The organism is Streptomyces coacervatus (assembly GCF_029223485.1).
Taxonomy (GTDB): domain Bacteria; phylum Actinomycetota; class Actinomycetes; order Streptomycetales; family Streptomycetaceae; genus Streptomyces; species Streptomyces coacervatus.
Genome location: NZ_JARHTP010000008.1, coordinates 408,145 through 434,335 on the forward strand (window position 1 = coordinate 408,145; position 26,191 = coordinate 434,335).

Here is a 26,191-nt window from a genome sequence, read left to right on the forward strand (position 1 = left end):
TCCTTGGGATGTCCACAACGGTCTCGCCACTGGGAGCGGCCGCATGGAGGTCCTGCCGCATCGGTAGCAGTTCCGCAGCGCCTCACGCCGCACCATCTCGTACGCAGTCACCGTGCCGCCTGCCCGCGTCTTCCATGACGGGGCCCTGGAGCGCGGTTTCTGTATGCCCGTCAATGAGCGGGCCGTCCCGGAGCTCACACCGTCGCGCGCAGGCCCGGTGTCCTCTCCGCGGATGTGTGGCGCACGCCGCGGCATTCCACGACGGCCTCTCCCCCATAGCGCCCACGCCATCGACCGATTGGCCGTTGACCCCCATGGTCAGATTCCCCCTGCCCACCGACCGGAACGCTCGGATCCTGGCCTTCGTCTCCCTCGCGAACGCAGCCGGCCGCGGGGCGTTCATCACCGCTTCGACTCTGTACTTCACACGGATCGTGGGCCTGTCCCTCACCGAACTCGGCACGGGGCTCACCGCCGCCGCCGTCTGCGGCCTGCTCTCCGGGGTTCCCTTTGGATACCTGGCCGACTGGAGGGGGCCACGCGAGACCGCGGCGATCCTGCTGGCCTTGGCAGCAGCGGCCAGCGTCTGGCTCCTCGTCGTGGATTCCTTCTGGCCCTTCCTCGTCTGCGCGTGTCTTATCTCCCTGTTCCAGGGGGGAGGCAGCGCCGCACGCCAGGCGGCCTTGGCCCAGGTAGTCCAAGGGGCGGAGGCGGTCGCCACCCGGGCCTACCTGCGATCAATAGGCAACGTCGGTATCGGTATCGGTACGGGAGTGGCGGGCGTCGCCTTGGCCGTCGACACCCGCGTCGCGTACCTCTGCGTCATGGGGTTCAACGCGCTGTGCCTGGCCCTGTGCCCCCTCATCATCCTGCGGCTGCCGCGTTCGCTGACCGACACGTCGGGAAACGGGGGCAGGCGCCCGGCCCTCCCCCCGCTGGACGTGGTACGCGATGCCCCCTACGCGATCGTCACCTTGATCAACGTGGTGATGATGGTGCACTTCCAGATCACGGAGATCGCACTTCCTCTCTGGCTGGCCCGGCACACGAAGGCGCCCCCGTCCATGGTGGCTGCACTCGTTCTGTTCAACACCATCGCTGTGGTGCTCTTCCAGGTTCGGGTCAGCCGGGGCATATCCAACGTGGCTGAGGCCGTTCGCAGCTGGCGTCGGTCGGGAGTGACGCTCCTGCTCGCCTGTCTCGTCTTCGCTGTGTCGTCCGTGGGATCGGCCGTGACGACCGCCATCGTGCTCGTGGTCGCGGTGGCCATCCACGTGTACGGCGAGATGGTGCAGTCCGCTGCTGCGGCACTGCTCAGCTATGACCTCGCGCCTGCCGACAAGCATGGCCAGTACCAGGGCTTCTTCAATACAGGGATGTCCTTCGCCCAGATGATCGCCCCGGCCATCCTCATTCCGCTCATCGTGACTTGGGGTGCCTGCGGATGGATGGTCCTTGGGGTCATCTTCCTGATCACTGGCCTTGCCATGGCGCCCGCCGTCCAGTGGGCACTCCGCCGTCAGGGGGCCTCGACCGCTGCGATTCGCGAAGCCAAAGCATGAACGGCCGCCCCAAGAAAACGTGCCACACCCAGGCCAACGTAAGTGAGGTTCCCATGCCGCAGATTCCGCACAGCTTCCAGATGCCCACGACGGGGAGAACTCTCCTGGTGGGCTTCAACCGCGCGCTCGTCACCGAGCTCGACTCGTTCCTGCCGGCCGGGAGCCTCACGGTCGTCGAAGAAGCGGACGTCTACCGCAAGAAGGGCCTGGAAAGGGCGCGCCAGTCCCTCTCCTGCGTAGGCGAAGTGATACTCGCTCCCTACCAGCAGTCCGAAGCCTGTCTGGGCCCGGTCCTGGCTGCTCACGCACGCACCCCCTTCACCACAGTGGTCCCCGGCCAGGAGTACGCCGTTGCGCCGACTGCACTCATCGCCGAACGGTTGGGGCTCCGGGGTGCGGGCACCACGGCCGCCGGCACCCTCTCCGACAAACTGGCCTTGCGCCGCACGACGACCGCGGCCGGTATGCCGGGCCCACGCTTCCAGGAAGTGCGCAGCCTCGAGGACGTCGCCACATTCGTCGCCCAGACGTCAGGCCAAGCGGTGCTGAAGCCGGCGAACCGCCAGGCCAGCCTCGGGGTCACCCTCATCGACAGCGTCGACGAAGTGGACTACGCATGGCGGGAGCTCGTCTCCGCTGAGGAACCCCGCCAAGTGGCGGATCGCCCCTGGAAGCACCGGTACATTGTCGAGGAGCGCCTTCACGGGCCGGAGTTCAGTGTTGAAGCGCTGGCATCCGATGGCGAGATGATCTTCGTCAACATCACTCAGAAGAGCGTCGCCGCCGGTCCGCACCCGGTCGAGACCGGGCACGTGGTTCCCGCCCCGATCCCCGAGCCTGTGTCAGAAGCGCTTCTTCAGTCCATGCGCCGGCTGATCGCAGCCGTCGGTTACGGCACCGGAATCCTGCACGCCGAGTGGATTGTCCAGGACGGGCAGCCGATCGTCATCGAATGCGCCGGCCGCGCCCCCGGGGACAACATCTGCGAACTGATCAACCAGGCCTACGGATTCAGCTTCGTACAGACGGCCTGGAGCCTGCTCGCAGGAGACACCCCCCAACCTCCAGGGCAGGCCCGTCAGGGCGCCGCGATCGCGTTCCTCACCTCCCTCCCTGGCATGGTCACGCACATCACGGGAACCGACACGGCACGGGCGGTGCCCGGCGTTGTACAGGTCAGTCTCTCCGTCCACGAAGGCGACGTCATTCCCTCACTGCGCAGCAGTTGGCTCGGGCGACAGGGATTCGTCGTGGCGGTGGGGCCCCACAGTGCCGCCGCCGCCGACGCGGCCGCGGCCGCCGTCTCCCACATCTCCATCACTACAGGTGACGGTGAGGCCTCGGCCAGCCTCACCCGCGTTGTCGGGTGACAGCACCGGACCCACTCATGCGGCTCGTACAACCCTGTGTCCGGAACACCCTCCAGGGCACGCCCCGCAGCAAACTGCGTACTTCACCCGGAGATTGAACCCAATGCCCCTCGCAGCTCCTCCGATCCCACCCCTCCCGGCCCATCAACTTTTCGTCTTCCTGCTCCAGGCCGGACTGCTCGTGCTGCTCGCCGTGTTCTGCGGACGGCTCGCGACCCGGCTCCGGATGCCTGCCGTGGCTGGGGAACTGTGCGTCGGCATCCTGCTCGGGCCCACCGTCCTGGGCAACATCGCCCCGTCCGCCGCGAACTGGCTTTTGCCCCGCGATGCCGGACAGTTTCATCTACTCGACGCGCTCGGCCAGATCGGCGTTGTCCTGCTCGTCGGAATCACGGGCATGGAGATGGACATGTCGCTGCTGCGCCGTCGCAGTACCACCGCCCTCAGCGTCGGCTTCGGCGGCCTGGTCCTGCCCTTCGGGCTCGGCTTCACCGCCGGCTGGGCGACTCCTGCCAGTCTCCTGCCCGACGGCACCCACCGCCTCGTGTTCGCCCTCTTCCTCGCCGTCGCGCTGTGCGTCAGTGCTCTGCCTGTCATCGCGAAGACTCTCACCGACATGAACCTCATCCACCGCAACGTCGGCCAGGTCACGTTGGCCGCCGGAATGGTGGACGACGTCATCGGCTGGATCCTTCTGTCCGTGGTATCGGCTATGGCCGTCGGCGGAGCCGGGCGGGACAGCATCGTCACGCCGCTCCTCGCCACGACCCTGGTACTGGCCGTCACCTTCTTCATCCTCGGGCCCCTCGTCGGCCGGGCGATGAAGGCCGCCGAGCGCACTTCCGACACCGCGACCGTCGTGGGTAGTGTGACCGCCTTCATCCTGCTGTCGGCGGCCGCCACGCACGCGCTGGGCCTGGAGGCCATGTTCGGCGCCTTCCTCGCGGGCACGCTCATTAGCTCGGGCCCCCGGGCCGTCCGTGCGCGACTCGCTCCTCTGCGAACCGTCGTCCTGGCGGTGTTCGCCCCGCTCTTTTTCGCTACCGCGGGCCTGCGCCTGGACCTCGGCGCCCTCGAAAAGCCCGCGACACTCGCGGCGGCGGCAGTGCTGCTGCTGATCGCCGTGCTCGGCAAGGTCGCGGGCGTCTTCGCAGGTGCCAGGGCCGTGGGGCTGAGCGCCTGGGAGTCCCTCGCACTGGGCGGGGCCCTGAACGCCCGTGGAGTCATCCAGCTCGTCATCGCGACGGTGGGCCTGCGGATCGGCGTGCTGAATGCGACGACGTACACACTCGTCGTACTCGTCGCCATCGCCACGTCGCTCATGGCGGCTCCCATCCTGCGCTGGACCATGCGCCGCATCGAGCACACGGCCGAGGAGCAGCTTCGTCTGCACGACCGGTCGGTGCTCGAATGGAAACCGGCTGACCAGACGCCGGACACCGTCGTCTGAGGACGGGCTGCGCAGTACCCCAGCATCGCCCGCCGTGCGGGCGCGGCCGTCCGCGGACCTCCCGCGGCTGCGCGTCGTCATCGGCTATCCGGACCGCGGCACGTGTTCGTGTCCTTTATGACGCGGGCTCAAGAGCCGTCAGCCACGACTTCGTCCGGAGAGCCTGCGAGAAATCCGTGAGTTCCTTCACCGTTTCCGTATCCCCAGCCTTCGAAGTTCGCTACAGATCCAGATGTGATGCATGTCGGGTTGACAGCGGGTAATTCCGTTGTGCAGGATCAACTCTGAACGCACGTCGTCGAGTTCAGCTAGGTGAAGTTCCGCCTTTCTTTCGGAATCACTGACCGAGTGCACGGTCTTCACCAGGCATTGGCAGTCGCCCACTGCCTCAACCGAATTCAGTTCGGCAGGCCACGCGCCATTTCTCTTCACCTTCGAGTGCCGTTCTCATCGCCTCTGAATCAGGTGATGAATCGCGACCAAGAAGAGTGGCCGGAGTGCCCTACCACACAAGCGCGTTCCCTCCATCAGCGTGACCGCTGCTGCGACTGGACGCGACCGAACACCAAGAGAGTAGGTTTCGTGAGTAAGAATTTTGAAGTACTCATCATCGGCGGAGGGCCCGCCGGATCGACGGCCGGCGCTCTCCTCGCCAGGGCGGGCATGTCCGTGAAACTCCTCGAGCGTGCGGTATTCCCCCGCTACCACATCGGCGAGTCAATCACGACCTCGTGTCGCGGAATACTCGACTACCTCGGAGCCCTGGAGAAGGTCAACTCGCGCGGCTACACCTCAAAGTCGGGCGCGCTGCTGCGCTGGGGCAAGGAAGACGACTGGGTCATCGACTGGACCCAGCAGTTCGGCCCCGACATGCGCTCCTGGCAGGTCGAGCGCGCCGACTTCGACCACGTTCTCCTCGAGCACGCCCGGGAGAGCGGTGTCGACGTCGTCGAGGGCGCCCGCGTCAAGAAGGTCATCTTCGAGAACGGCCGAGCCATCGGCGTCGAGTGGGTCGACCCCGAGAGCGGCGAAACCCTTACCACCCACGCCGACTTCGTCCTCGATGCATCGGGCCGCGCCGGTCTGATCGGCGCGCAGCACTTCAACAACCGCCAGCCTCACGAGATTTTCCGCAACGTCGCGATCTGGGGCTACTGGGACGGTGGCGAGCTGCTTCCCAACAGCCCCACTGGTGGCATCAACGTCGTCTCCTCCGACGACGGTTGGTATTGGGTGATCCCGCTCAGCGGAGAACGCTTCAGCGTGGGCTTCGTCACCCACAAAACCAACTTCGTCGAGCGCCGCAAGGAGTTCACCTCCACCGAGGACATGCTCCACGCCATGATCGCCGAATCGCCCACCGTCAAGGGCCTCATGGCCCAGGGCACCTTCCAGGGCCAGGCGCGTGTGGAGCAGGACTTCTCCTACGTGGCCGACCGGTTCTGTGGAGACGGCTACTTCCTCATGGGCGACGCCGCCTGCTTCCTCGACCCACTGCTGTCCACTGGCGTCCACCTGGCCATGTACAGTGGCCTGCTGGCTGCGGCCTCCATCTCGGCCCTCAGTCATGGCGACGTCACGCAGACCGAGGCACAGTCCTTCTACGAGACCCTCTTCCGCAACGCCTACGTCCGGCTCTTCACGCTGGTGTCTGGCTTTTATCAGAAGCACGCCGGCAAGGACCGGTACTTCGCCCTTGCCGACTCGCTGGCCAGGGACGAGGGTGTTTCGGAGAACACCCCTGATGTGGCTTTCGGCGAGATCATCTCCGGCGGCACCGACATGCGTGAGGCGGCGGACGCCAGTGGTAAGGCTAGTGAGTCCATCGACAAGGTGATCACCGACCAGCAGCAGCGGAAGTCGCCGGTGCAGGAACTGCTGGATGCCGCAGCGGAGGCTCAGGAGCGCGCCCGCCTGGCGGCCGACCCGCACGAGCGCCTGACGCCCGACACGGCCATCGACACGAATGACTTGTACGACGCGGACAACGGCTTCTACCTGGTCATGGAGCCCCGGCTCGGCATAGGCAAGGCGGCTCTCGACGCCTGACCCCGCTCAGGACGGGAGCGGACAGCCGCCGTGTGGCGGGACCGGTGCCGCCGACAGCCGTGTGACGGCTCGTCGCGCCAACCGGCCGCCGCGCTGAGGCTGTCCGCTCCCTGCCTGCGCCTTCCCCCTCCCGCGGCCCCTGCTGGCGGGCGTCATTAGCCCAGAACCGTCCCCCATACCCACGGCCCATCCGATGCACGACCCAGGAGCACAAGTGGACAACCTCATACTCGGCAATCTGAAGGTGCTTCTGCGCAGCACGCCTGAGGAGTGGCTGGCAGCCACAGGGGGCACAGCCACTCTGGTCACCGGCACGGATGCCACGCATGACACGGGATGGCTCACGCAGCACTACGGATCGGCCTTCGCCGCCATTCACGCCTACCCGAACTACACCATGAACGACTCCGTCCTGAAGCGCGTGGACGAGATCGTTTCCCGGGGCAGCTTCCGTCGCATCATCGCCATGTCCGAGGCGGACGTGATGCGAGCGGCCCTCCTGCGAGAACGGCACGGCATCCCAGGCCTCACCCCGGACCAAGCCATCCGCATGCGGGACAAGTACCTGATGAAGGAGTCCCTGAAGGACCACGGAATCCCGATCCCCCGGTACCGCAAGGTACGGAACGCGCTCGATGTCAGTGACTTCGTCACAGAAGTGGGTTACCCCATTGTGCTCAAGCCCGTGTGCGGCGCCGGTTCGATGCACACGTACGTCATCGAGTCGGAGCAGGAGCTGGACGAGGTCCTCGCCGCCGGCTACTTCTCGGGGTTCATCGTCGACAAGATGCCGGAGCTGCTCGCCGAGGAGTTCATCCATGGACAGCAGTACCGCATCGACGGATTCTACGCAGACGGAAAGTGCCAGTACATCACCGCGGCCCGGCTGATCGGCACCAATCTCGAGTTCATGAACGGCCGTCACTTCGCGAACTCGCTCTTGGACGCGGGGAGCGAACTCTCACGGCAAATCGTCTCGTTCGCCCAGAACATCCTGGAGAACGCATTGCCGTTCGGCCGTGAGGGAATGTTCCACATGGAGATCTGGCAGCGGCCGGACGGCGAATTCGTATTCGGTGAGGTGGGTGCACGGCTGGGAGGCATCTCCATCTTCGAAGAGAACCGGTTCGGGTTCGAAGTGGACTACAAGATGGCCGCCGTGCGCGCTCTGTGCGGTCTCGGCACGCCGGACTGGCCCTCTCCGGAGAAGCTGCAGAAGCGCTTCGCCGGACACGTCGTCATTTCTCCCCGGGCGGGATTCCTCGAAGAAGTTCCGTCGTCTTGCCCCTTCGACTGGGTGCTGGACTACAAGCACAAGCCTGCAGGACAGCGCTACTCCCTGATGCGCGGATCCAACGACGAGGTCGCCATGGTGATGGTGGCCGGATCCAGCGAAGAAGAGGTCGAGAAGCGTCTGCAGGAAGTCGCGCAGTGGTTCTACGACAACACAGTGTGGGCCGACTAGGCACTCCCCGTGGGTCGACCCGAACATCCAGCACGAAGAGGGAGACGAAACCGTGCGCAGTCAGCACCTTCTCATTGTCACCGGCGCGAAAGACCAGCCCGACCGGGCGCGAAGCGTGTCCCCGGGCCTACGGATCAGCCTCATCACCCGGCAGGAAATGTGGCACAGGGTATGGGACATGGAAAAGTTCGAACGTGTCATCGTCCTTCCCGATGACACGGGCGACGACGAGTGGCTGGCTCTGGCTCGCACGATCCATGTCCTGGACCCGATCGACGCCCTAGCCAACTTCACCGAGAAGGATCTGGACAAGGCCGCGATCATCGCTGCCGACCTCAATATCCGCTGGCACAGCCTCGAGTCCGTACTGGCGGTGGGCGACAAGTTCCAGATGCGACGGAGGCTTCAGGCCGCTGGAGTCGACGACACCCCATGCGAACTCGTGAAGTCACCCGAGGACCTGCGTGCGGCAGCCGGGCGGCTGGGCTATCCATTGATCTGCAAGCCTCGCCGTGGCATCTCCAGCCAGGGCATCAGCCGTCTGACCGGACCGGAAGACCTTGACGAGGCCTTCGCCTGGAGTTCCTCGGGGACTCACGACCTGGACTCGACCGACCTCATCGTCGAGCGCTTCCACACCGGTGACGAGTACAGCGTCGAATGCCTCAGCGAGGACGGCCGCCACCTCGTCGTCTCCGTTACGGAGAAGTCCGTGGACAGGGATCACTTCGTCGAACTCGGCCATGTGGTGCCGGCCCAGCTGGCCCCGGAGACGGCAGCACGCATTACGGACACCGTGCCCCGGATGCTCGACGCGCTGGGAGTACGGGATACCGCGACGCACACAGAGATCATTGTCACCGAGGATGACGTACGCATCGTGGAAACGCACCTGCGATGCGGTGGCGACCGGATCACCAACATGGTGGCCGCCGTCAAGGGCGTCGACATGCCGGAGGCGGCGGCGCGTCGCTATCTCGGCCAGCAGGTCCTGGCTGCGGCCGACCGCGCGGTTGACGCGTACGAGGCGGCAGCCGACAAGCAGTGCGCGGCCATCCGCTACGCCCTACCGTCCGCCATCGGCCGGGTAACGGCGGTGAACGGCATCGACGCAGCCCGGAAGCTGCCCGGAGTCCAAGAGGTCACGGTGTTGAAGGAACCCGGATCGGATGTGACGCAGCTCACCGGATCAGGATCCCGCGCCGCCTTTGTCTGGGCACTCGGGGGGTCTCCCAAAGAAGCGGCCACTCGCGCGCAAGCTGGTGTGGACACGCTGCAATTCCAGATCGAACGGCAGACGCCGTAGGCGTACCCCCTATTCGCCTGGCAGCGGTGCACTGCCAAGCCCGGAGGGTCACGCGCTACCGGTGTGACTCAGAGAAAGCAGGTACATGCGCGCGCAGCTATTCGGGGAATGATCTCCACGTCGCTGGGAACTGCTTGATCAACTGGGATCATCAACCCTGGTCAGCGGATCTCGTGAACGACCCACCAGCCGAAGCCCCCGGCCGCTCAGCGGCCGGGGGCTTCGCCGTGCGTTCACGGCCGCTCTGGCCACAACCCGCCGCTCGCCGCCGCTTGCGCGCAGGTTCCGCAAGATTCCCCGAAGTTCGACGAAGGCCCAGCTCCCCCCATGTGCTCCGGCGTGCGCCGGGCTCCGTGACGCCCTCCGGATTTACAATTCACTTGACTCGACCTTACAGGGCTTGTTGACTGGTTCGGAGCCAGTGACTCCCAGGTGACAAGAGGTGAAGCTCTGTGAAGACCGAGGGAAGCCTGACGATGGAGCGTCGGCCGGAGGCCGTCTCGAGAGTCACTCCGGGGCGCCCCCAGCCACTGGGCGCCACCGTCGACGCCGACGGCGTGAACTTCTCGCTCTTCTCCGAGCACGCGACGCGCGTCGACCTGCTGCTGTTCGACCGCTGTGATGCGCCCCTGCCGTCCCGGATCGTGCGCCTGCACCCCGAGCGGCACCGCAGTTTCCACTTCTGGCACTGCCATGTGGCAGGGGTGGGTCCGGGGCAGGTGTACGCGTACCGGATCGACGGCCCCCGCAACACCCACCACTCCGGGGCCCGCTTCAACCACCGCAAGGTGCTCCTCGACCCGTACGCGCGGGCCAATATCAACAGCTGCTGGGACCGCACGCATGCGATCGGCGGCGGGGACAACGTGGAGCACTGCATGCGCAGCCTGGTCGTCGACCTCGACGACTACGACTGGGAGGGCGACCGTCCGTTACGTACGCCGATGACGGACACGGTCATCTACGAGATGCACGTCCGCGGCCTGACCGCGTCGCCCACCTCGCGCGCCGCCCACCCCGGCACCTTCTCGGCGGTCGTGGAGAAGATCCCGGAACTGAAGCGGCTCGGCATCACCGCCGTGGAGCTGCTGCCCGTCTTCGACTTCGACGAGACGCAGATCCTGCGCACCGGCCCGGACGGCACGGCTCTGCGCAACTACTGGGGCTACGACCCGTACGGCTTCTTCGCCCCGCACACCGGCTACTGCGCCGAGCCCCATCTGGCCGGGCACATCACCGAGTTCCGGGACATGGTCAAGGCGCTGCACCGGGCGGGCATCGAGGTCATCCTCGACGTGGTCTTCAACCACACCAGCGAGGGCAACGAGTACGGGCCGACGATCAGCTTCCGGGGCCTTGCCAACGAGGCGTACTACCACCTGTGGCCGCAGGACCGCAGCCGCTACATGGACTTCACGGGCTGCGGGAACGCGGTCAACGCCAACCACCCGATGGTCACCAAGTTCATCCTGGAATGCCTGGAGTACTGGGTCACCGAGCACCATGTCGACGGCTTCCGCTTCGATCTGGCCTCCGAGATGTCCCGCGGGCCCATGGGGTACGAGATGGCCGTACCGCCCGCGTTATGGGCGATCGAGCTGTCGCAGGTGCTCGCCGAGACGAAGATCATCGCGGAGCCGTGGGACGGCGGCGGGCTGTACCAGGTGGGCCGGTTCCCGGGGAAGCGCTGGGCGCAGTGGAACGGTCCGTTCCGGGACGATATACGGCGTTTTGTGCGCGGGGACGCCGGGCTGGTCGGGGAGATCGCCTCCCGGCTCGGCGGCTCTGCCGACCTGTTCTTCCCGCAGCAGGTGCTGCCCACCAACAGCATCAACTTCGTGACCTGCCACGACGGATTCACCCTGAGCGACCTGGTCTCGTACAAGCACAAGCACAATCACGCCAACGGCGAGTCCGACGCCGACGGTGCGCACGAGAACTTCAGCTGGAACTGCGGCGTGGAGGGCCCGACGGACTCCGAGGAGGTGGAGCGGCTCAGGGTGCGGCAGATCAAGAACTTCCTGTCGATCCTGATGCTCAGCCGGGGCGTGCCGATGCTGCTCGCCGGGGACGAGTTCCGCAACAGCCAGCAGGGCAACAACAACGCCTACTGCCAGGACAACGAGACCTCCTGGCTGGACTGGGGCCAGGCGGAGAAGGAAACGGAGATACGTTCCTTCACCGAGCGGGTCATCGGGCTGCGCAGGCGTTTCAGGACCTTCCGTGAGGCCCGCTTCTTCACCGAGCGCCGCAACGAGCGGGGGCAGGCCGACGTCACCTGGCACGGCACCAAGCTGCTGTGTCCCGGCTGGGACCACGACGACGCCCGGGTGTTGGCCTGCACGCTCGGCGGCTTTGACGGCGACCCCGATCTGCATCTGATCCTGAACATGTACCACCTGGGCCTGGACTTCGAGCTGCCGCCGATCGAGGGCCACCGCTGGTTCCGGGTTCTGGACACGGCCTGCTCCGGGCCGCACGACCTGCTGCCCGCCGGCGCGGAGGAACCGGTCGACGGGGCCGTCCTCCACGCCCACGGCCGCAGTGTCGTCCTGCTTGTGGCGCTACCCGACGAGAAGGGCACGTGACGAGATGAGTGCCACCACCGACCGCCGTATCTTCTCCGACACCCTCGCGGGATATGTGACATACCACAGCCCCACCCAGCACCGTTTCGGGCTGCGCACCTCCGACGGCCGCGAGTTCACCGTGCATCTGGCCCGCAACGTCGTATCCCGCATCGTCCGCAATCTGGGCGACCCCTACCACGACACCACCGCGCGCACCCGGGACATGCTCGGCACCGGGCGCTTCCTGTTCGCGTACGGGATCTTCTACGAGTGGGAGGGCGGCGCGCGCTTCGAGGCGAAGGAGATCACCTTCCCCGAGGAGAGCCGCGGCCACTACGTCTTCGAGCACCCCAACTGGTGGGTGCAGCAGGCCGCCGCGATCGCCGACTTCTATCTGCGCGGCCAGTTCCCCGACGGCAAGTTCGACTGGCGCAACTACCGTACGCACCTGACGCTCGACGGTGCTCATCTGCCGGAGCACGCGGGCGAGAACGTGCGGCAGGAGACCGACACCATCTCCCGGCTGGTGTACGGCCTTTCGACGGCGTATCTGCTGACCGGCGAGGACCGGTTCCTGGACGCGGCCGAGAGCGGGACCGAGTACTTACGGCAGTACATGCGCGTCGACGACAAGCAGGACGGGATCGTCTACTGGTACCACGGCATGGACATCACGCCGACCGGGCGGCGCAAGGTCTACGCCTCGGAGTTCGGGGACGACTTCGACGCCATCCCGATGTACGAGCAGATCTATGCGCTGGCCGGGCCGACCCAGACGTACCGGGTGACCGGCGATCCGCGGATCCTTCAGGACATCGACCGGACGGTCGCGCTGTTCCAGCGGTACTTCCGTGATGAGGAGCGCGGGGGCTTCTTCTCGCACATCGACCCGATCAACCTCAGCCCCTGCGACGACGCGCTGGGCCGCAACCGCTCCCGCAAGAACTGGAACTCGGTCGGCGACCACGCCCCCGCTTATCTGATCAACGCCTATCTGGCCACCGGGCGTGAGGACTTCGCCGCGCTGCTGGAGGAGACCGCGGACACCATCGTGGAGCGCTTCCCGGACGAGCCGGACAGCCCGTTCGTACAGGAGCGCTTCCACGAGGACTGGAGTCCGGACCGGACCTGGGGCTGGCAGCAGGACCGGGCGGTGGTCGGGCACAACCTGAAGATCGCCTGGAATCTGACCCGGATCCGGGCTCTGCACGACAAGCAGGAGTACGCCGAGGCCGCCCGGCGGATCGGCGAGATCATGCCGCCGGTCGGCAGCGACCAGCAGCGCGGCGGCTGGTACGACGTGGTGGAGCGGCGGGCGGATGCGGACAGCGGCATCCACCGGATGGTGTGGCACGACCGCAAGGCCTGGTGGCAGCAGGAGCAGGCGATCCTCGCCTATCTGATCCTCGCCGGGACGGCGGACGACCCCGAGTCGCTGCGGCTTGCGCGGGAGGCGGCCTCCTTCTACAACGCCTTCTTCCTCGACCATCAGGACGGCGGCGTGTACTTCAATGTGCTGGCCGACGGGATCCCGTATCTGGTGGGCACCGAGCGGCTCAAGGGCTCGCACGCCATGGCCGGTTACCACTCGCTGGAGCTGTGCTATCTGGCGGCCGCCTACACCGGTCTGCTGATCAGCCACGAGCCGCTCACGCTGTACTTCCGGCCGCGCCCCGACGACCTGCCGGAGCGTGAACTGCGGGTGGCGCCCGACCTGTTGCCGCCCGGGTCGGTGGAGCTGACCCGGGTGTGGGTCGACGGGCGCGAGCACCATCACTTCGACCCCAAGCAGCTGACCGTGAAGCTCCCCGAGAGCGACGGGCCGGTGCGGGTGCGGGTGGAGCTGGAGCCCGTGCAGATGCGTCTGAGGATGCGCAGCGAGTTCGACGGCGGCACCGCGCACGTCCGCTGCGGCGGCGCGGTCGACGGCGGCGAACTGGACAAGTTCCGCCGGGTGCTCGGCGAGGTGATGGCCGCGGGTCCCCGGCGTGTGGAGTTCCATCTGTCCGAGGTCAGCGAGATGTGCCGGCCCGCGGTCAACGAACTTCTCGTGCAGCGCACCAAGGCAGGGCTCGACGTCGACTTCGTCGTCGTCGGCTCCGTCCTGCCCGAGGTCCGCGAAGCCCTGATGGCCACCGACGCCTTCCTGCTAGAGGGCGAGGAGGACTGAACCGTGACCACCACCCTGCCCCCCGGAATCCTTGCCGCGGAGCCGGACTTCGGCCCGCCCTACGAGGTGCCCGTAGAGCCGGTGGACCTCTCCGTCTACTGCCAGGACCTCTTCGGCGCCCTGAGCCGCTCCGACCAGCGACGCTGGGGCGAGGTCTATGTCCGTGGACTGCTCGGCGTGCCCGGCCGCAAGACCCCGGCCCGCATCTCCGAGCAGGTGCTGGGCCGCCGGGCCGTGCAGCAGATCCAGCAGTTCGTCAACCAGAGCCCATGGCCCTGCGGTCCGGTGCGCCGACGGCTGGCCGGGCAGCTGAGCCGGGCCTTCCGCTCGGACGCCTGGTGCGTCGACGAGGTCGTCTTCGCCAAGAACGGCGACCGCTCCGTGGGGGTGGCCCGGCAGTACGCGCCCTCGATGGAACGCACCGTCAACTGCCAGCTGGCGCTGGCCACTTCGCTGGTGGGCCGGCACGGCGGGGTCCCGGTCAGCTGGCGGCTGATGCTGCCGGCCCGCTGGGACCGCGACGAACGGCTGCGCACCCAGGCCCACCTGCCGCCGGAGGAGCGCTCCAGGCCGCGCTGGCGGTACATCCTGGAGGCCGTGGACGAGATGCTGGAGGACTGGTACCTGGATCCGCTACCGGTGCTGGTGGACTGGCGGGGCGAGGCCGATGTGGCGCCCCTGCTGCGCGGGCTGGAGGCGCGCGGGCTGGCGTATCTGGTCGAGGCCTCGCCCAGCACCGCGGTCACCCTGCCGCGGCCGTGTGCCGGATCCCCGTACGGCAGTGGGACGTTGACGGAGCTCGCCGTGCACGCCGCGCAGCACCGCAAGCGGATGCCGATCGCCTGGCAGGACCGGGCGACGGCCCGGATGCGGCAGTCGCAGGTGCTGTCCGCACCGGCCCTGTTGCTGACCGAGGCGCCCCACGGCGGGGGTGCGGGTGCCCGGTCCGCCGGGGCGCATCCGCCGCAGCGGCCGAGGCATCTGGTCACCGACTGGCCGTACGGCCGGTCCACCCCGCGTACCTACTGGCTGACCAACCTGCCCGGCCGCAAGCTGTCGGACGTGCTGCCGCTGGCGCAGCTGCGGGCGCTGTCGGGCGAGAGCCTCGGCCGGCTTCAACAGGACTTCGGACTCGCCGACTTCGAGGGCCGCTCCTTCCGCGGCTGGCACCATCACGTCACGCTCGCCTCGGTGGCGATGGGCTACGACGCGCTGAGCCGGCCCTACCGCTGCCAGCCGACCGCGGTGAAGTCGATGTCGCCGAGGCCCGGCACACCGTAGTTGGCGAGGCCCTTCCTGACCGCGAGCACCTGCGGACGCTGGTAGAGCAGGACGTCGTGGCCCAGCTGCCAGATCAGGCGGTCGGCCTGGTTGTAGAGCTGGTCGCGGCGTCCTGCGTCCAGGGTGTGCACGGCCCGGCTCAGCAGGGAGTCGATCCCGGGGCTGGAAATCCTGCCGTAGTTCTCGTAGAACCGGTCGCCGCTCGGCTGCCGGTAGACGGGGTAGAGGGTGCTGGGATAGGTCAATCCCGTGAATCGGAAGATCGCCAGATCGAAATTCCCGCGGTTGAGGTACTTCGGCAGGTAGTCGTCGGCCGGGACTTTCTGGATCTCCACCGCAATTCCCGCGCGCCGGAGCATCTGCTGGATCAACTGGGAGAGGTCGAGACCAAGTCTGTTGGTGGACTGGCTGAGAGCGAAACGCAGACGCAACTCCTGCCCGTTCTTGGCACGGGTGCCGCTACCGCCGGTACGGTGCCAGCCCTGCTGATCCAGAATTCGTTCGGCGCCCTTCAGGTCGTATGTGCCGAGCGAGCCGGAATTGTCGGCGTATCCGGGCTGGTTGGTCATGAAGAAGTGATTGCCGAGCAGCGGCACTCCGACCGGGAGGCCGGTGCCGGCCACCTCGGCCAGGGCATGGCGGTCGATGGCCCGCAGCACGGCCCGGCGCACCTGGACGTCCGCGAGGGGGCCCGCGGCGCCGTTCAGGGCGACCTGGACGTCGTCCCAGGCGGAGCCGGTGCGGATGTCGGTATCGCGGGCGTTCCTGAGCCGGTCGTAGAGGTCGGCGGAGGCGGCGTTGACCGCGTCGATCTCGCCGTTGAGGAAGGCCTGGACGGCGGTCGTGGGGTCTAGGGTGCGCAGGACGATCCGGTCGAGGCGGGGGCGGGTTCCCCACCAGGCGGGGTCGGGTACGAGGGTCAGGGTCTGGCCGGTGTCGTCCCGCGAGCCGATCCGGAAGGCGCCCGCGGTGACCGGCGCCTCCCCCTGCCAACCGGTGTTGAAATCTGCCGGGTCGGCGAAGCCTGCGGCCGGATACAGCGGCGTGAACAGGCGCTGCCAGTCGGCGAACGGCCGCTTGAAGGTGACCTTCACCTCGTGCGCGTCCGCCCCCTGGCGCACCGCGGCGATGTCCTCGTAGCCGCTGGGATCGGCGACCTGGTAACGCGCGTCGCCTCTGCCCAGAGCACGCCACTGCGCCGCGAAGTCCCGCCAGCCGAGCGGCTTTCCGTCGGACCACTTGGCTTCGGGGTTGAGGCGGTAGGTGACCGTCTGGGGGGTGGTGGAGGTGACGGAGGCGGAGCGGAGGTAGTCGGGCACCCGTTGGGGAGCGCCTTCGGCATCGCGGGCGAACAGGCGTGGCTCCAGCATGCTCATGACCGTGAAGACGTCATCCAGCGTGCCGTCCACCTGGTAGTAGTTGAACTGCGTCAGCCACTGGTAGATCGGCAGGGTCAGGGTGCCGCCCTGCCGGAGTTCGCCCGGGGGGCGGGGGTTGACGTCGGTGCGGCCGTAGGCCGGAACCGCCGCGCTGGAGCTGCTGTCGCCGGGGGCGGCGCGGCCATGGGCTCCGGTGCAGCCGCCCAGCAGAGCGCAGAGGGCGAACCAGACGAGTACGGGCCACAACCGTCTGTCGCGTATGAGGAACCCCGTCATTGCGATGCCCTCTCCCCGTTGTGAAGTTCTCTCCGTCGGGCAGTCTGCCGTAGGAAAGCGCAAACATGTCTTCAAGGAGCGGGCGCGAGCCTAACATTGGCCCATGTCAAGTACGTGAAGCCGAGGGGTTGCCCAAGGACCGCCGAGGAGTCCGACACCCGATGCTTGCATTGTTGGCAAAACGCCTGACGAACTGCCTCGTATTGCTTCTCGCTTCAACATTTCTCTGCTATTTGATTTCTTCCGTTGCTCTTGACCCGCGGGCCTACTTCGAGGACCGGACACCCCGGCCGGCCGCGGCGGTTGTCGATGCGCGGCTTGCGGAACTCGGCCTCGACCGCGGTACTCCGGTCACCGAGCGGTTCGGCCACTGGGCGTGGCGGGCGCTGCACGGGGATCTGGGGCGCACGCTCGACGGCACGTCGGTGAACGCCGAGTTCGGGCGGCGGGTGGGGGTCACCGCACGGCTGCTGATCGTCGGGACGGTCGTGGGCACGGTGCTGGGGGTGCTGGCCGGGGTGTGGGCGGCAGTGCGACGGGGCGGGCTGCCCGACCGGGCGCTGACGCTCTTCTCCTTCGTGGTGCTGTCGGTGCCGCCGTTCGTGCTCGGGCTGCTGCTGCAGGCGGGAGCGCTCACGGTCAATGACGCGGCGGGCCGCACGGTGATCCGGTACACCGGTGAGCGGACGCCCGGGTTCGAGGGCGGTCCGGCCTCCCAACTCGGTGACGCGGCAGTGCACTTGGCGCTGCCGACGATCTCGGTCGCGCTCGGGGCGATCGCCGCGTACAGCCGCTACCAGCGGGGGGCCACGCTGGACGTCCTCGCCTCGGACCATCTGCGCACCGCCCAGGCCAAGGGGCTCACCCCCGGACGGGCGCTGCTCCGGCACGGGCTGCGGACCTCGCTGATTCCGCTGACGGCGTTCTTCTCCTTCGGATTTCTGACGCTGTTCACGGGCGCCGTGTTCACGGAGAAGATCTACGGCTGGCACGGCATGGGCAGCTGGTTCATCGAGTCCGTCCAGCGGGGCGATGTGAACGCGGCCATGGCGGTCGAGGTGTTCAGCGCCGCGCTCGTCCTGCTGGCCGGACTGGTCGCCGATCTGCTGCACGGCGCGCTCGACCCTCGGGTGCGGTACGCGTGAGATCCGCGCGCGGGGCGTTGGTACGGCGGCGGCTGGTCCGCTCACCGGGAGCCATGGCGGGCGGGGCGCTGCTGCTGGGCCTGTTCCTGTTCGCCTTCGCCGGACCGCACCTGTCCGGGTGGGGTTACGCCGACATCGACTACTCGGCGCTGCACCGGCCGCCGGACGCCAGGCACTGGCTCGGCACCAACCGGATCGGCCAGGACGTCTACGCGCAGTGCGCCCGGGGACTGCAGAAGTCGCTGTTCATCGGGGTGTTGGCGGCGGGCTTCTCGACGGGGCTCGCGGCGGTCATAGGGGTGTGCGCGGGGTACTTCGGGGGCTGGGTGGACCGGGCGCTGATGCTTCTCGTGGACCTGATGCTGGTGGTTCCGTCCTTCCTGGTCCTCGTCGTGCTGGCACCGCGGCTGCGGGCTCTCGGCTGGCTCGCGTACGTCGGGCTGATCGCCGCGTTCGGCTGGATGATCACCGCGCGTGCGGTACGGGCGACGACCCGGTCACTGAAGGAGCGTCAGTTCGTGCTGGTGGCCCGGCACATGGGGGTACACCCGGTCACGGTCGTCCGGCGGCACATCCTCCCGCACATGGCGTCCTTCCTCATCACGGACGCGACGGTGGCCGTGGCCGGAGCGGTCATCAGTGAGACCGGTCTGTCGTACTTCGGCTTCGGGGTGCAGCCGCCGGACGTGTCGCTGGGCACCCTGATCGCCGACGCCGCGGACGTGCCGACGACGTATCCGTGGATGTTCTTCCTCCCGGCGGGGCTGCTGGTCCTGCTTGTCCTGGCGTTCCATCTCATCGGCGATGCGTTGCGGGGTGCGCTGGATCCGGAGGCCGCGCATGACGGGTGATGCGCTGCTCGACGTCCGTGGGCTGCGGGTCGGGGTGGTGGGAGCGGGGCGGTCGCCCGGGCCGGAGCTCGTGCGCGGGGTCGATCTTCGTTTGTGCAGGGGGGAAGTCCTCGGGCTGGTGGGCGAGTCGGGGGCGGGCAAGACCCTTACCGCGCTGGCGCTGCTCGGTCTCTGTCCGCCGGGGGTGGAGGTGAGCGGTTCGGTGCGGCTGCTCGGGCGGGAGCTGGTCGGGCTGCCCGTGCGGGAGCTCGCCCGGGTGCGGGGGCGGCACATCGCCATGGTGTTCCAGGACGCGCTGACCGCGTTCACTCCGGTGCAGCGGGTGGGTGATCAGATCGGCGAGGTGTTGCGCATCCATCAACGCCCGCGGCCGGGGCGGGAGTCGGCACTGCGGGCCGCGATCGAGCTGCTGGACACGGTCGGGGTGCCGGAGCCGGACCGGGCCGCCCGTTCGTACCCGCACCAGTTGTCGGGCGGGATGCGGCAGCGCGCCATGATCGCCATGGCCATGGCGGGCCGCCCCGATGTGATCGTGGCCGACGAACCCACCAGCGCACTGGACGTCACCGTGCAGGCCCAGGTGCTTCAGGCGCTGGCGACGGCGCGTCGGGCCACGGGTGCGGCGCTGCTGCTGGTCAGCCACGACCTGGGGGTGGTGGCGGGGACGGCGGACCGGGTCGCGGTGATGTACGGCGGGCGGATCGTGGAGAGCGCCGGCACCGACGCACTGTTCGCGCGGCCCCGGATGCCCTACACCATGGGGTTGATCGGGTCCGTGCCCCGCGTCGACGGGGAGGCCCCGCCCGCCCCTGTGCCGGGCGAGCCGCCGGCGGTGGGCGACATCGGGCCGGGCTGCGCCTTCGCCCCACGGTGTCCGCTCGCCGAGCAGAGCTGCCGGGCGCGGCTGCCCGAACTCACGGGAGACGGCGGGCACTTCGTCGCCTGCCATCGGGCCGACGAGGCCGCGATGCGCGGCTCCGTCGAGCTGTTTCCGCCGAGCGGGTACCGGAAACCCCCGGAGAAAGGGGCCGAGCCGGAGCCTGTGCTGAGGATCGCCGGGCTTGCCAAGTCCTTTCCCGCGCCCCGCGGCTTCGGACAGTGGAGCCCGTGGCGAGGGCGGACGAACACCGCGCAACACGTCGTACCGGCCTTGGAGTCGGTCGATCTCGAAGTGCGCCGAGGGGAGACCCTGGGGCTGGTGGGAGAGTCCGGGGCCGGGAAGTCCACCACGCTCCTCGAAGTGATCTCTCTGGCGGCTCCGCGCACCGGGACGATCGAGATCCTCGGGCAGGACACCTCGTCGTTGTCCCGCGACGCGGCGCGGCGACTGCGGGGTGCGGTGCAGCTCGTTCCCCAGGACCCGATGTCGAGCCTGGATCCGCGGATGCCGGTGGGTGACATAGTCGCCGAGCCGCTGTGGGTGCAGCGGATGCCGGCCGACCGCGTCGCCGCGCGCGTGGCGGAAGTGCTGCGGCTCGTCGGGCTCGGCCCGGACGACATGTCCGCCTGCCCGCACCGGTTCTCCGGCGGCCAGCGACAACGCATCGCCATCGCCCGGGCGTTGGCCGCCCGGCCGCAACTGCTGCTGCTGGACGAGCCGCTGTCGGCGCTCGACGTGTCCGTGGGGGCCGGAATCCTCGATCTGCTGCGCAGGCTGAGAGAGGGTCCCGGCCCTTCTTGTCTGTTCGTCTCGCACGACCTGGCCGTGGTGCGACACATCGCCGACCGGGTCGCGGTCATGCATGCCGGTCGCGTCGTCGAGACCGGCGAGGTCAAGGAGGTGTTCGAGCGGCCTGCCCACCCGTACACCAGGGCGCTGCTGGACGCGGTGTCCGTGCCGGATCCCGCGCTGCAGCGAACACGTACGACTGTGGTCCTGCGGGGCGATCCGCCGGCGGCCGGCGAGCACATGACGGGATGCCGATTCCGGACACGTTGCCCCGTGTTCGCATCACTTCGACGGGAGCAACAGAAGAGATGTGAACGGGAAATACCGGCGACCCTGAAGACGGCTGTGGGGGGTGGCCGTTCTGTCGCCTGTCATTTTCCGCTCACGCACCCTCGGGACGGATCCGGGCAGGACTCGTTTCCGGTGGCCGGCTGAGCTGCACCGGCCGGTTCAGCAGCAGCCGCCGCCCGCCGGGCCGTTTTCCCTCGCCGGCTTGACCGTCTGCGCGGATGCCCCTCCTTCTGCGAGGAAGGTCCCACCGCCGACCAGTCCGGCGACAAACAGCAGAGCCACAAGTATTGCGGCGAGTTTGTGAATCACTCCTTTTCTCCATTCCCCCTAGAGGTTTTTATTGACAATGTGAGTCAATCGAACATTACATCGCTAGTCAAGTCCATATTATGCAAAATGGGGATTATTGGAATCGGAATTTCCAGGTCCTGTTCGCACACCCGGCGAACACAAGCGGAGCAGGGTGTTTTCGGCCGCTCCGGGCCACAGCCCGGTCAAGCCCATTGGCGTGGCCCAGTCATGCTGGTATTGTGATCTATGACATCTCAAGTCATGTGCTCACTCCTGGGAAGCCAAATGGATCAAGCGGAAAGCGCATCTCCGGTCGAGGTGGGCAGGCGCATCCGGAGCCTTCGGGTCAAACTCGGGCTGAAGCAGCAGGATCTGGCCTCCTCGGATATCTCCGCGAGCTACATCTCGCTCATCGAATCGGGGAAAAGGGCTCCCTCGGATCCGGTGCTCTCCGCTCTCGCCGGGAAACTGGGGTGCTCGCCGGACCATCTGCGCACCGGCCGTGACGAGCACGTCCTGGAGGACACCAGGCTGAAGCTGTCTTTCGCGGAAATGGCCCTGCGGAACGGCGACAACGGGGAGGCCCTCCAGGCCTTCGGTGAACTCCTCGCCAAACCGGCCCTGCTGGACCCGCAGATGCGGCTGCGCGCCCGTATCGGTCAGGCGACCTCGCTGGAGAAGCTCGACCGTATCGAGGCCTCGATCCCCGTCCTGGAGGAGCTCGGCAAGGACCCGTCTCTGGCCGCCGGCTCCGACGAGTGGTGCCGCGTCCAGGTCGCCCTCAGCCGCTGCTACCGCAACATGGGCGACATCACCCTGAGCATCGAGATCGGCGAGCGGGCCTTGGCCGCGCTGGACGCGCTCGGTCTGGACGTCACCGTGGACCATATCCAGGTCGGGGCGACGCTCATCGGGTCGTATCTCATGCGCGGCGACATCACCCGGGCCCATCTCCTCGCCCAGAAGCTGATTCCGGTGGCGGAGGACCACGGCGGCCGGGCCGGCCGCGGCGCGGTGTACTGGAACGCGGGGCTGGTCGCCCTCTCCCGGCGGCAGCTCCCCGAGGCGCTCGCGCTCACCGAGCGGGCCCTGGCGATGATGGCCGACGACGACAACCTGCGGCATGTGGCGATGCTCAAGATGACGGTCGCCTGGCTGGAGTTGCAGTCCGACGTGCCCGACCCGGCCCGGGCGCTGGAACTCCTCCAGGACGCCGGCCAGACCCTCGCAGAGCTCGGCACCGCCGTGGAACAGGCCAGGTGCGAGATCTGTCTGATCGACGCGAACACCCAGCTCGGCCGCTGGGACGAGGCCGTCTCCCACGCCCGGCGCGCCCTCGGACTGCTCAGCTCGGGTCCGCGCGTGGAGGCAGTCGGAGCGCGCGTCAGGATCGCCGAGATCCATCTGCTGCGCGGGGAGTCGGAGGAGGGCCTGCAGGGCCTGCACGCGGCGACCCGTCAGCTGCGGCACTTCGCGCCGTCGTACGAGACCGCGCAGGAGTGGCGCCACCTCGGTGACGTGTGGAAGCGCCAGGGCCGCGCGAAGGAGGCCCTGGACGCCTACGACCAGGCGCTGCAGGCCTCCGGGATGCCCACGACGTACGATCCCGCGCAGGCCCTGGCCGAGCAGCACCAGGGCTGAGAGCCTGTGCTCGGGCCGACCGGCTCGGCGCGTTCCCCCGTGAGTCCTCATCGGCTCACCGCGCCCACAGGCCGGTGCCGGGGCTTCTCGCCCCGGGTGCGGCGAGCAGGTCGATGATGGTGCGCGCGAAGAGGTGGCAGTGCTCGCCGGTGCGGGCGGTGACGAGGTCGTCGTCGACGACGACGTCCTGGTCGACGTAGGAGCCGCCCATGTTGCGCAGATCGCCCAGCAGGTTGTTGTGCACCACGGCCCGCCGGCCGCGGACCAGGCCGGCGACCGGGGCCGCGAGCCACATGCCGTGGCAGATGATGCCTTTGAGGATCGCCGGGTCGGCGAACGCGCGACGCAGGAACCGTGCGGCGGGCGGGAGTTGGGCCGGGTCCTCGGTGTAGCGCAGCCGGTCGGCGACCATGCCGGACGGGACGATGACCGCGCTGAACTCCTTCAGCGCGAACTCGTCGACGTCCTCGAAGGATTCGGTGACCGTGAAGGGCATCCGGTGCTCGTGCCCCCGGAAGGTCATCTCCTTCTCGCCCCACAGCCGGGACAGGAAGTGGACCTCGGCGCCCTCCTCCGGGAAGCGGTGCAGGTAGTAGAGGATCTCGGGTTCGTAGAAGTCGCTCTCCATCAGTACGGCGATCTTGTGACCCGTCAGTCGCACCGTTACCGTCCCCTCCCCCGTTCGGTGACCAGGTCGATCAGGAACGGGCCGCGGTGCGACAGCGCCTCGGCGACGGCCGCCGCGACCTGGCCCGGTTTCTCCACGCGCAGGGCGGGCACGCCCAGGGACCTCGACAGGGCGACGAAGTCGATGGCGGGCCGGGAGAGGTCGAAGATCCCCGGGTAGGTGTGCTCCGGGATCCCCTGCTCCCTCCAGTACTGGTCGATGTTGAGTTCCAGCAGCCGGTAGCTGCTGTTGTTGCAGACAACGAACTTGGCGCCGATGTCGTGCCGGGCCGCCGTCCACAGCGCCTGGAAGGTGTACATGCTGCCGCCGTCGCCGGTGAAGCCGACCACCGTGGCGTCGGGGTGGGCGAGTTGGGCGCCCAGTGCGCCGGGGATGCCGACGCCGAGGGAGCCGCCGCGGGTCTGGTGCCAGCGGCCGGGCTCGGCCGCCGGGAGGGGCCCGAAGAGGTCCGGGGAGGCGGTGAGGGACTCGTCGAACAGGACGATGTCGTCCGGGAGTCGGGCCGCCAGCTCCTCGGCGAAGGCGATGTGCGGGAGTTCCTGGGCATCGGCGCGTTCGCGGGCGCCGCGGACGGCGGCCGCGCGGGCCTCGGCGCGTTCGGCGGCGCCTCGGCGCAGCCGGTCCTGTGCCGCCGTACGCTCGGCGTCGCTCATCCGGGCTTCGATCGCGTCGGCGAGCAGCGCGAGGGAACGCTTGGGGTCGGCCGCCAGGCCGAGGTCGACGGGGAAGTTCTTGGCGATGGCGTCGGTGTCCAGGTCGATGTGGACGACCGGGACGCCGTCGCCGAAGACGCCTTCCAGGGCGGGGAAGACCTCGGGCAGCGCGTAGGTGCCGCACAGCAGGACGGCGTCCGCCGCGCCCGTGATGCGTCGGCTGCTCTCGCCGAACATATGGCCCAACTGGCCTGCGTACGCCGGGTGTTCGACGGACAGGTTGGCCTCGGCCCAGTCCGCGCCCCACACCTCGGCGCCCCACACCGAGGCCAGCCGGCCCAACTCCTCCTGCGCGCCGGCGAAGTGGACCCCGTCACCCGCGATCACGATCGGCCTGCGTGCCCCGGCCAGCAGCCGGGCCGCACGCTCCAGCGACTGCGGGTCTGGTGCGGAGGCGGTGTCGGGGTAGGACACCGGCACCGCCTCCTCGCTGGTGGGCCGGTCCATCACGTCGGCGGGGAGCACGACGAGGACCGGCCCGTACGGCGGGGTGCCGGCCACCTTGAACGCGCGGCGCAGCACCCTGAGCGTGGAGTCGGGGTCGACGACCCGCGTCGCCCACTTGGTCACCGGCTCGGCCATGGCCACCAGGTCGGCGGCCATCTGCGCCTGCATGGCGTCGTAGCGCAGACCGGCCTCGCCGACCAGGACGACCAGCGGGGCGTGACCGCGCATGGCCTGGTAGAGCATGCCGATGCCGTTGCCGAGGCCCACCCCGGAGTGCAGCTGGACGACGGCCGGGCGGCGGGTGGCGCGGGCGTAGCCGTCCGCCATGCCGACAGCCACGGCCTCCTGGAGAGTCAGTACGTACTCGATCGCCGGGAAGTGGCGCAGCTCGTCCAGGAAGCCCTGCTCGACCGTGCCGGGGTTGCCGAACATGTACGGCACCCCCTCGACGGCGAGCTGTTCGAGGAACGCCGCCCGGGCCGGCCTGCTGTCCATGGTGATTCCGCCTCTCGTCCGGATCGGTGGCTACGCCTCGGCCCTGAAGCCCCACTGGCGCAGGCCGTGGTCGAGGACCTCGACGGTCTTCTGGCCGGTGAGGTAGGAGTCGGGGGTCGAACGCCCGGTGATGAAGGGGTGGTCGACGATCACGGAGGTCGTCTTGCCGAAGTTGCCGTGGTAGGCGCCGCCGGGCGCGGTCGCGTCGCGCAGGATGTACTCCAGCGGGTACGGCGGCGGGCCCATGTTGAAGTCGGTGCCGACGAACCCGGTGCCGTCGAGGTAGTCGTACTCGATGCAGTGGCCGGTGACATGCTTGCCGCGGATGATGCTCTCCCGGTCCTCCTGGTCGCGGGCGAAGGCGAGGCAGGCCACGCCGTAGCATTCGGCGGCGATCGGGCGGTCCAGGTGGTGGAAGGCGAGGATCAGGTCGTGGACGCGCCAGTTGTTGGCGAGGTCGACGATCGGGCCGCTGCCGCCGACGATCAGGAGGGCGTCGTAGCGGTCGGCGATCTGGTCGCGGACCTTCTCCACGCGGCTGTTGTACGCCTCCCAGTCGCGCAGGAAGTACGGCTTCGACCGGTAGGGCCGGTCGGGCAGCCAGGAGGACAGGTCGAGGGGGTTGTCGAGGCGGTCGGAGGCCTCTACGGCCTTGACCTTCGCGGCCATCTCGGGGGTGGTGACGGAGCGGCCGAGCGGCGGGTCGACGTAGTCGGGGTCCATGCTCGGAGGCAGCGCCACGGGCCGCTTGCCGGTCGGGGTGGCGAAAGTGAGGTGGTATCCCGCCTTGTCGAAGGTCTCCAGGGGGCCGATGAGTTCCTCGCCCCAGTAGCCGTACTCGGACAGGACGACGAGGATGCGCCTGCTCATGGGGTTCCTCTCGGTCGGCTGGGTCGGCATTCGGTTCGGTCACGCGAACTGCCGAACTCATGTCTAGTTTTTGGGCTTTGGCCAATACCAGAAGCGGCGGCCGCGGGTGCCGCACATCCCCAAGTGGCAGACCGCACTACGGCAAATCGGGCCGTGGCCGGGGCTGTTGTCCAATGCGCAACGAACGACGCCCCCCGCCGGGCGGAGGGCGT

General features: G+C 68.3%; 17 protein-coding genes. 13 read left to right on the top strand and 4 right to left on the bottom strand.

The window, feature by feature from the left end; translation table 11 throughout:
* Positions 1–314: 314 nt before the first annotated feature.
* The 9 genes from P2Q00_RS22185 (at position 315) to P2Q00_RS22225 (ending at position 15,223) form a co-directional block, all read left to right on the top strand.
* Positions 315–1,562 (top strand): MFS transporter, encoded by a 1,248-nt coding sequence (locus P2Q00_RS22185; RefSeq protein ID WP_275774436.1) that lies wholly within the window; start codon positions 315–317, stop codon positions 1,560–1,562.
* Positions 1,559–2,932: an ATP-grasp domain-containing protein gene (locus P2Q00_RS22190; RefSeq protein ID WP_275774371.1), complete on the top strand. Its 1,374-nt coding sequence runs from the start codon at positions 1,559–1,561 to the stop codon at positions 2,930–2,932. The genes P2Q00_RS22185 and P2Q00_RS22190 overlap by 4 nt, the downstream gene beginning before the upstream one ends.
* A gap of 103 nt (positions 2,933–3,035) precedes the next feature.
* Positions 3,036–4,382, top strand: coding sequence for a cation:proton antiporter (locus tag P2Q00_RS22195; protein WP_275774372.1), 1,347 nt, complete (start codon positions 3,036–3,038; stop codon positions 4,380–4,382).
* Between the two features lie 582 nt (positions 4,383–4,964).
* Positions 4,965–6,431 carry an NAD(P)/FAD-dependent oxidoreductase gene (locus P2Q00_RS22200; RefSeq protein WP_275774373.1) on the top strand — a complete coding sequence of 489 codons (1,467 nt, stop codon included), beginning with the start codon at positions 4,965–4,967 and terminating at the stop codon, positions 6,429–6,431.
* Positions 6,432–6,645: 214 nt separating this feature from the next.
* A complete protein-coding gene (locus P2Q00_RS22205) occupies positions 6,646–7,896 on the top strand; it encodes an ATP-grasp domain-containing protein (RefSeq protein WP_275774374.1) in 1,251 nt (416 codons plus the stop codon).
* A gap of 52 nt (positions 7,897–7,948) precedes the next feature.
* On the top strand, positions 7,949–9,202 hold the full coding sequence (locus P2Q00_RS22210) for an ATP-grasp domain-containing protein (protein WP_275774375.1): 1,254 nt from the start codon (positions 7,949–7,951) through the stop codon (positions 9,200–9,202).
* 452 nt (positions 9,203–9,654) lie between these two features.
* Positions 9,655–11,790 carry a glycogen debranching protein GlgX gene (glgX, locus tag P2Q00_RS22215; protein WP_275774376.1) on the top strand — a complete coding sequence of 712 codons (2,136 nt, stop codon included), beginning with the start codon at positions 9,655–9,657 and terminating at the stop codon, positions 11,788–11,790.
* 4 nt (positions 11,791–11,794) lie between these two features.
* On the top strand, positions 11,795–13,942 hold the full coding sequence (locus P2Q00_RS22220) for an AGE family epimerase/isomerase (protein ID WP_275774377.1): 2,148 nt from the start codon (positions 11,795–11,797) through the stop codon (positions 13,940–13,942).
* 27 nt (positions 13,943–13,969) lie between these two features.
* Positions 13,970–15,223 carry an IS701 family transposase gene (locus P2Q00_RS22225; RefSeq protein ID WP_425579509.1) on the top strand — a complete coding sequence of 418 codons (1,254 nt, stop codon included), beginning with the start codon at positions 13,970–13,972 and terminating at the stop codon, positions 15,221–15,223.
* Here P2Q00_RS22225 and P2Q00_RS22230 read toward each other — a convergent pair.
* On the bottom strand, positions 15,166–16,878 hold the full coding sequence (locus P2Q00_RS22230) for an ABC transporter family substrate-binding protein (RefSeq protein WP_275774379.1): 1,713 nt from the start codon (positions 16,876–16,878) through the stop codon (positions 15,166–15,168). The genes P2Q00_RS22225 and P2Q00_RS22230 overlap by 58 nt on opposite strands.
* 161 nt (positions 16,879–17,039) lie before the next feature.
* Here P2Q00_RS22230 and P2Q00_RS22235 point away from each other — a divergent pair, with 161 nt between their 5' ends.
* The 4 genes from P2Q00_RS22235 (at position 17,040) to P2Q00_RS22250 (ending at position 22,766) form a co-directional block, all read left to right on the top strand.
* A complete protein-coding gene (locus P2Q00_RS22235) occupies positions 17,040–18,023 on the top strand; it encodes an ABC transporter permease (RefSeq protein ID WP_275774380.1) in 984 nt (327 codons plus the stop codon).
* Positions 18,020–18,874 carry an ABC transporter permease gene (locus tag P2Q00_RS22240; RefSeq protein WP_275774381.1) on the top strand — a complete coding sequence of 285 codons (855 nt, stop codon included), beginning with the start codon at positions 18,020–18,022 and terminating at the stop codon, positions 18,872–18,874. The genes P2Q00_RS22235 and P2Q00_RS22240 overlap by 4 nt, the downstream gene beginning before the upstream one ends.
* Positions 18,864–20,978: a dipeptide ABC transporter ATP-binding protein gene (locus P2Q00_RS22245; protein WP_275774382.1), complete on the top strand. Its 2,115-nt coding sequence runs from the start codon at positions 18,864–18,866 to the stop codon at positions 20,976–20,978. Before P2Q00_RS22240 ends, P2Q00_RS22245 begins: the two co-directional genes overlap by 11 nt.
* Before the next feature lie 432 nt (positions 20,979–21,410).
* On the top strand, positions 21,411–22,766 hold the full coding sequence (locus tag P2Q00_RS22250; RefSeq protein WP_275774383.1) for a helix-turn-helix domain-containing protein: 1,356 nt from the start codon (positions 21,411–21,413) through the stop codon (positions 22,764–22,766).
* A gap of 55 nt (positions 22,767–22,821) precedes the next feature.
* Here P2Q00_RS22250 and P2Q00_RS22255 read toward each other — a convergent pair whose 3' ends face one another.
* Genes P2Q00_RS22255 through P2Q00_RS22265 form a run of 3 tightly spaced genes read right to left on the bottom strand, consistent with a single transcriptional unit; the run spans position 22,822 to position 25,979 of the window.
* The gene (locus P2Q00_RS22255; protein WP_275774384.1) at positions 22,822–23,427 is read right to left on the bottom strand and encodes a DJ-1/PfpI family protein; all 606 of its coding nucleotides are present in this window, start codon (positions 23,425–23,427) and stop codon (positions 22,822–22,824) included.
* A gap of 2 nt (positions 23,428–23,429) precedes the next feature.
* Positions 23,430–25,109, bottom strand: coding sequence for a thiamine pyrophosphate-binding protein (locus P2Q00_RS22260; RefSeq protein ID WP_275774385.1), 1,680 nt, complete (start codon positions 25,107–25,109; stop codon positions 23,430–23,432).
* Positions 25,110–25,139: 30 nt separating this feature from the next.
* Positions 25,140–25,979, bottom strand: coding sequence for a type 1 glutamine amidotransferase domain-containing protein (locus P2Q00_RS22265; protein ID WP_275774386.1), 840 nt, complete (start codon positions 25,977–25,979; stop codon positions 25,140–25,142).
* Between the last annotated feature and the right edge of the window lie 212 nt (positions 25,980–26,191).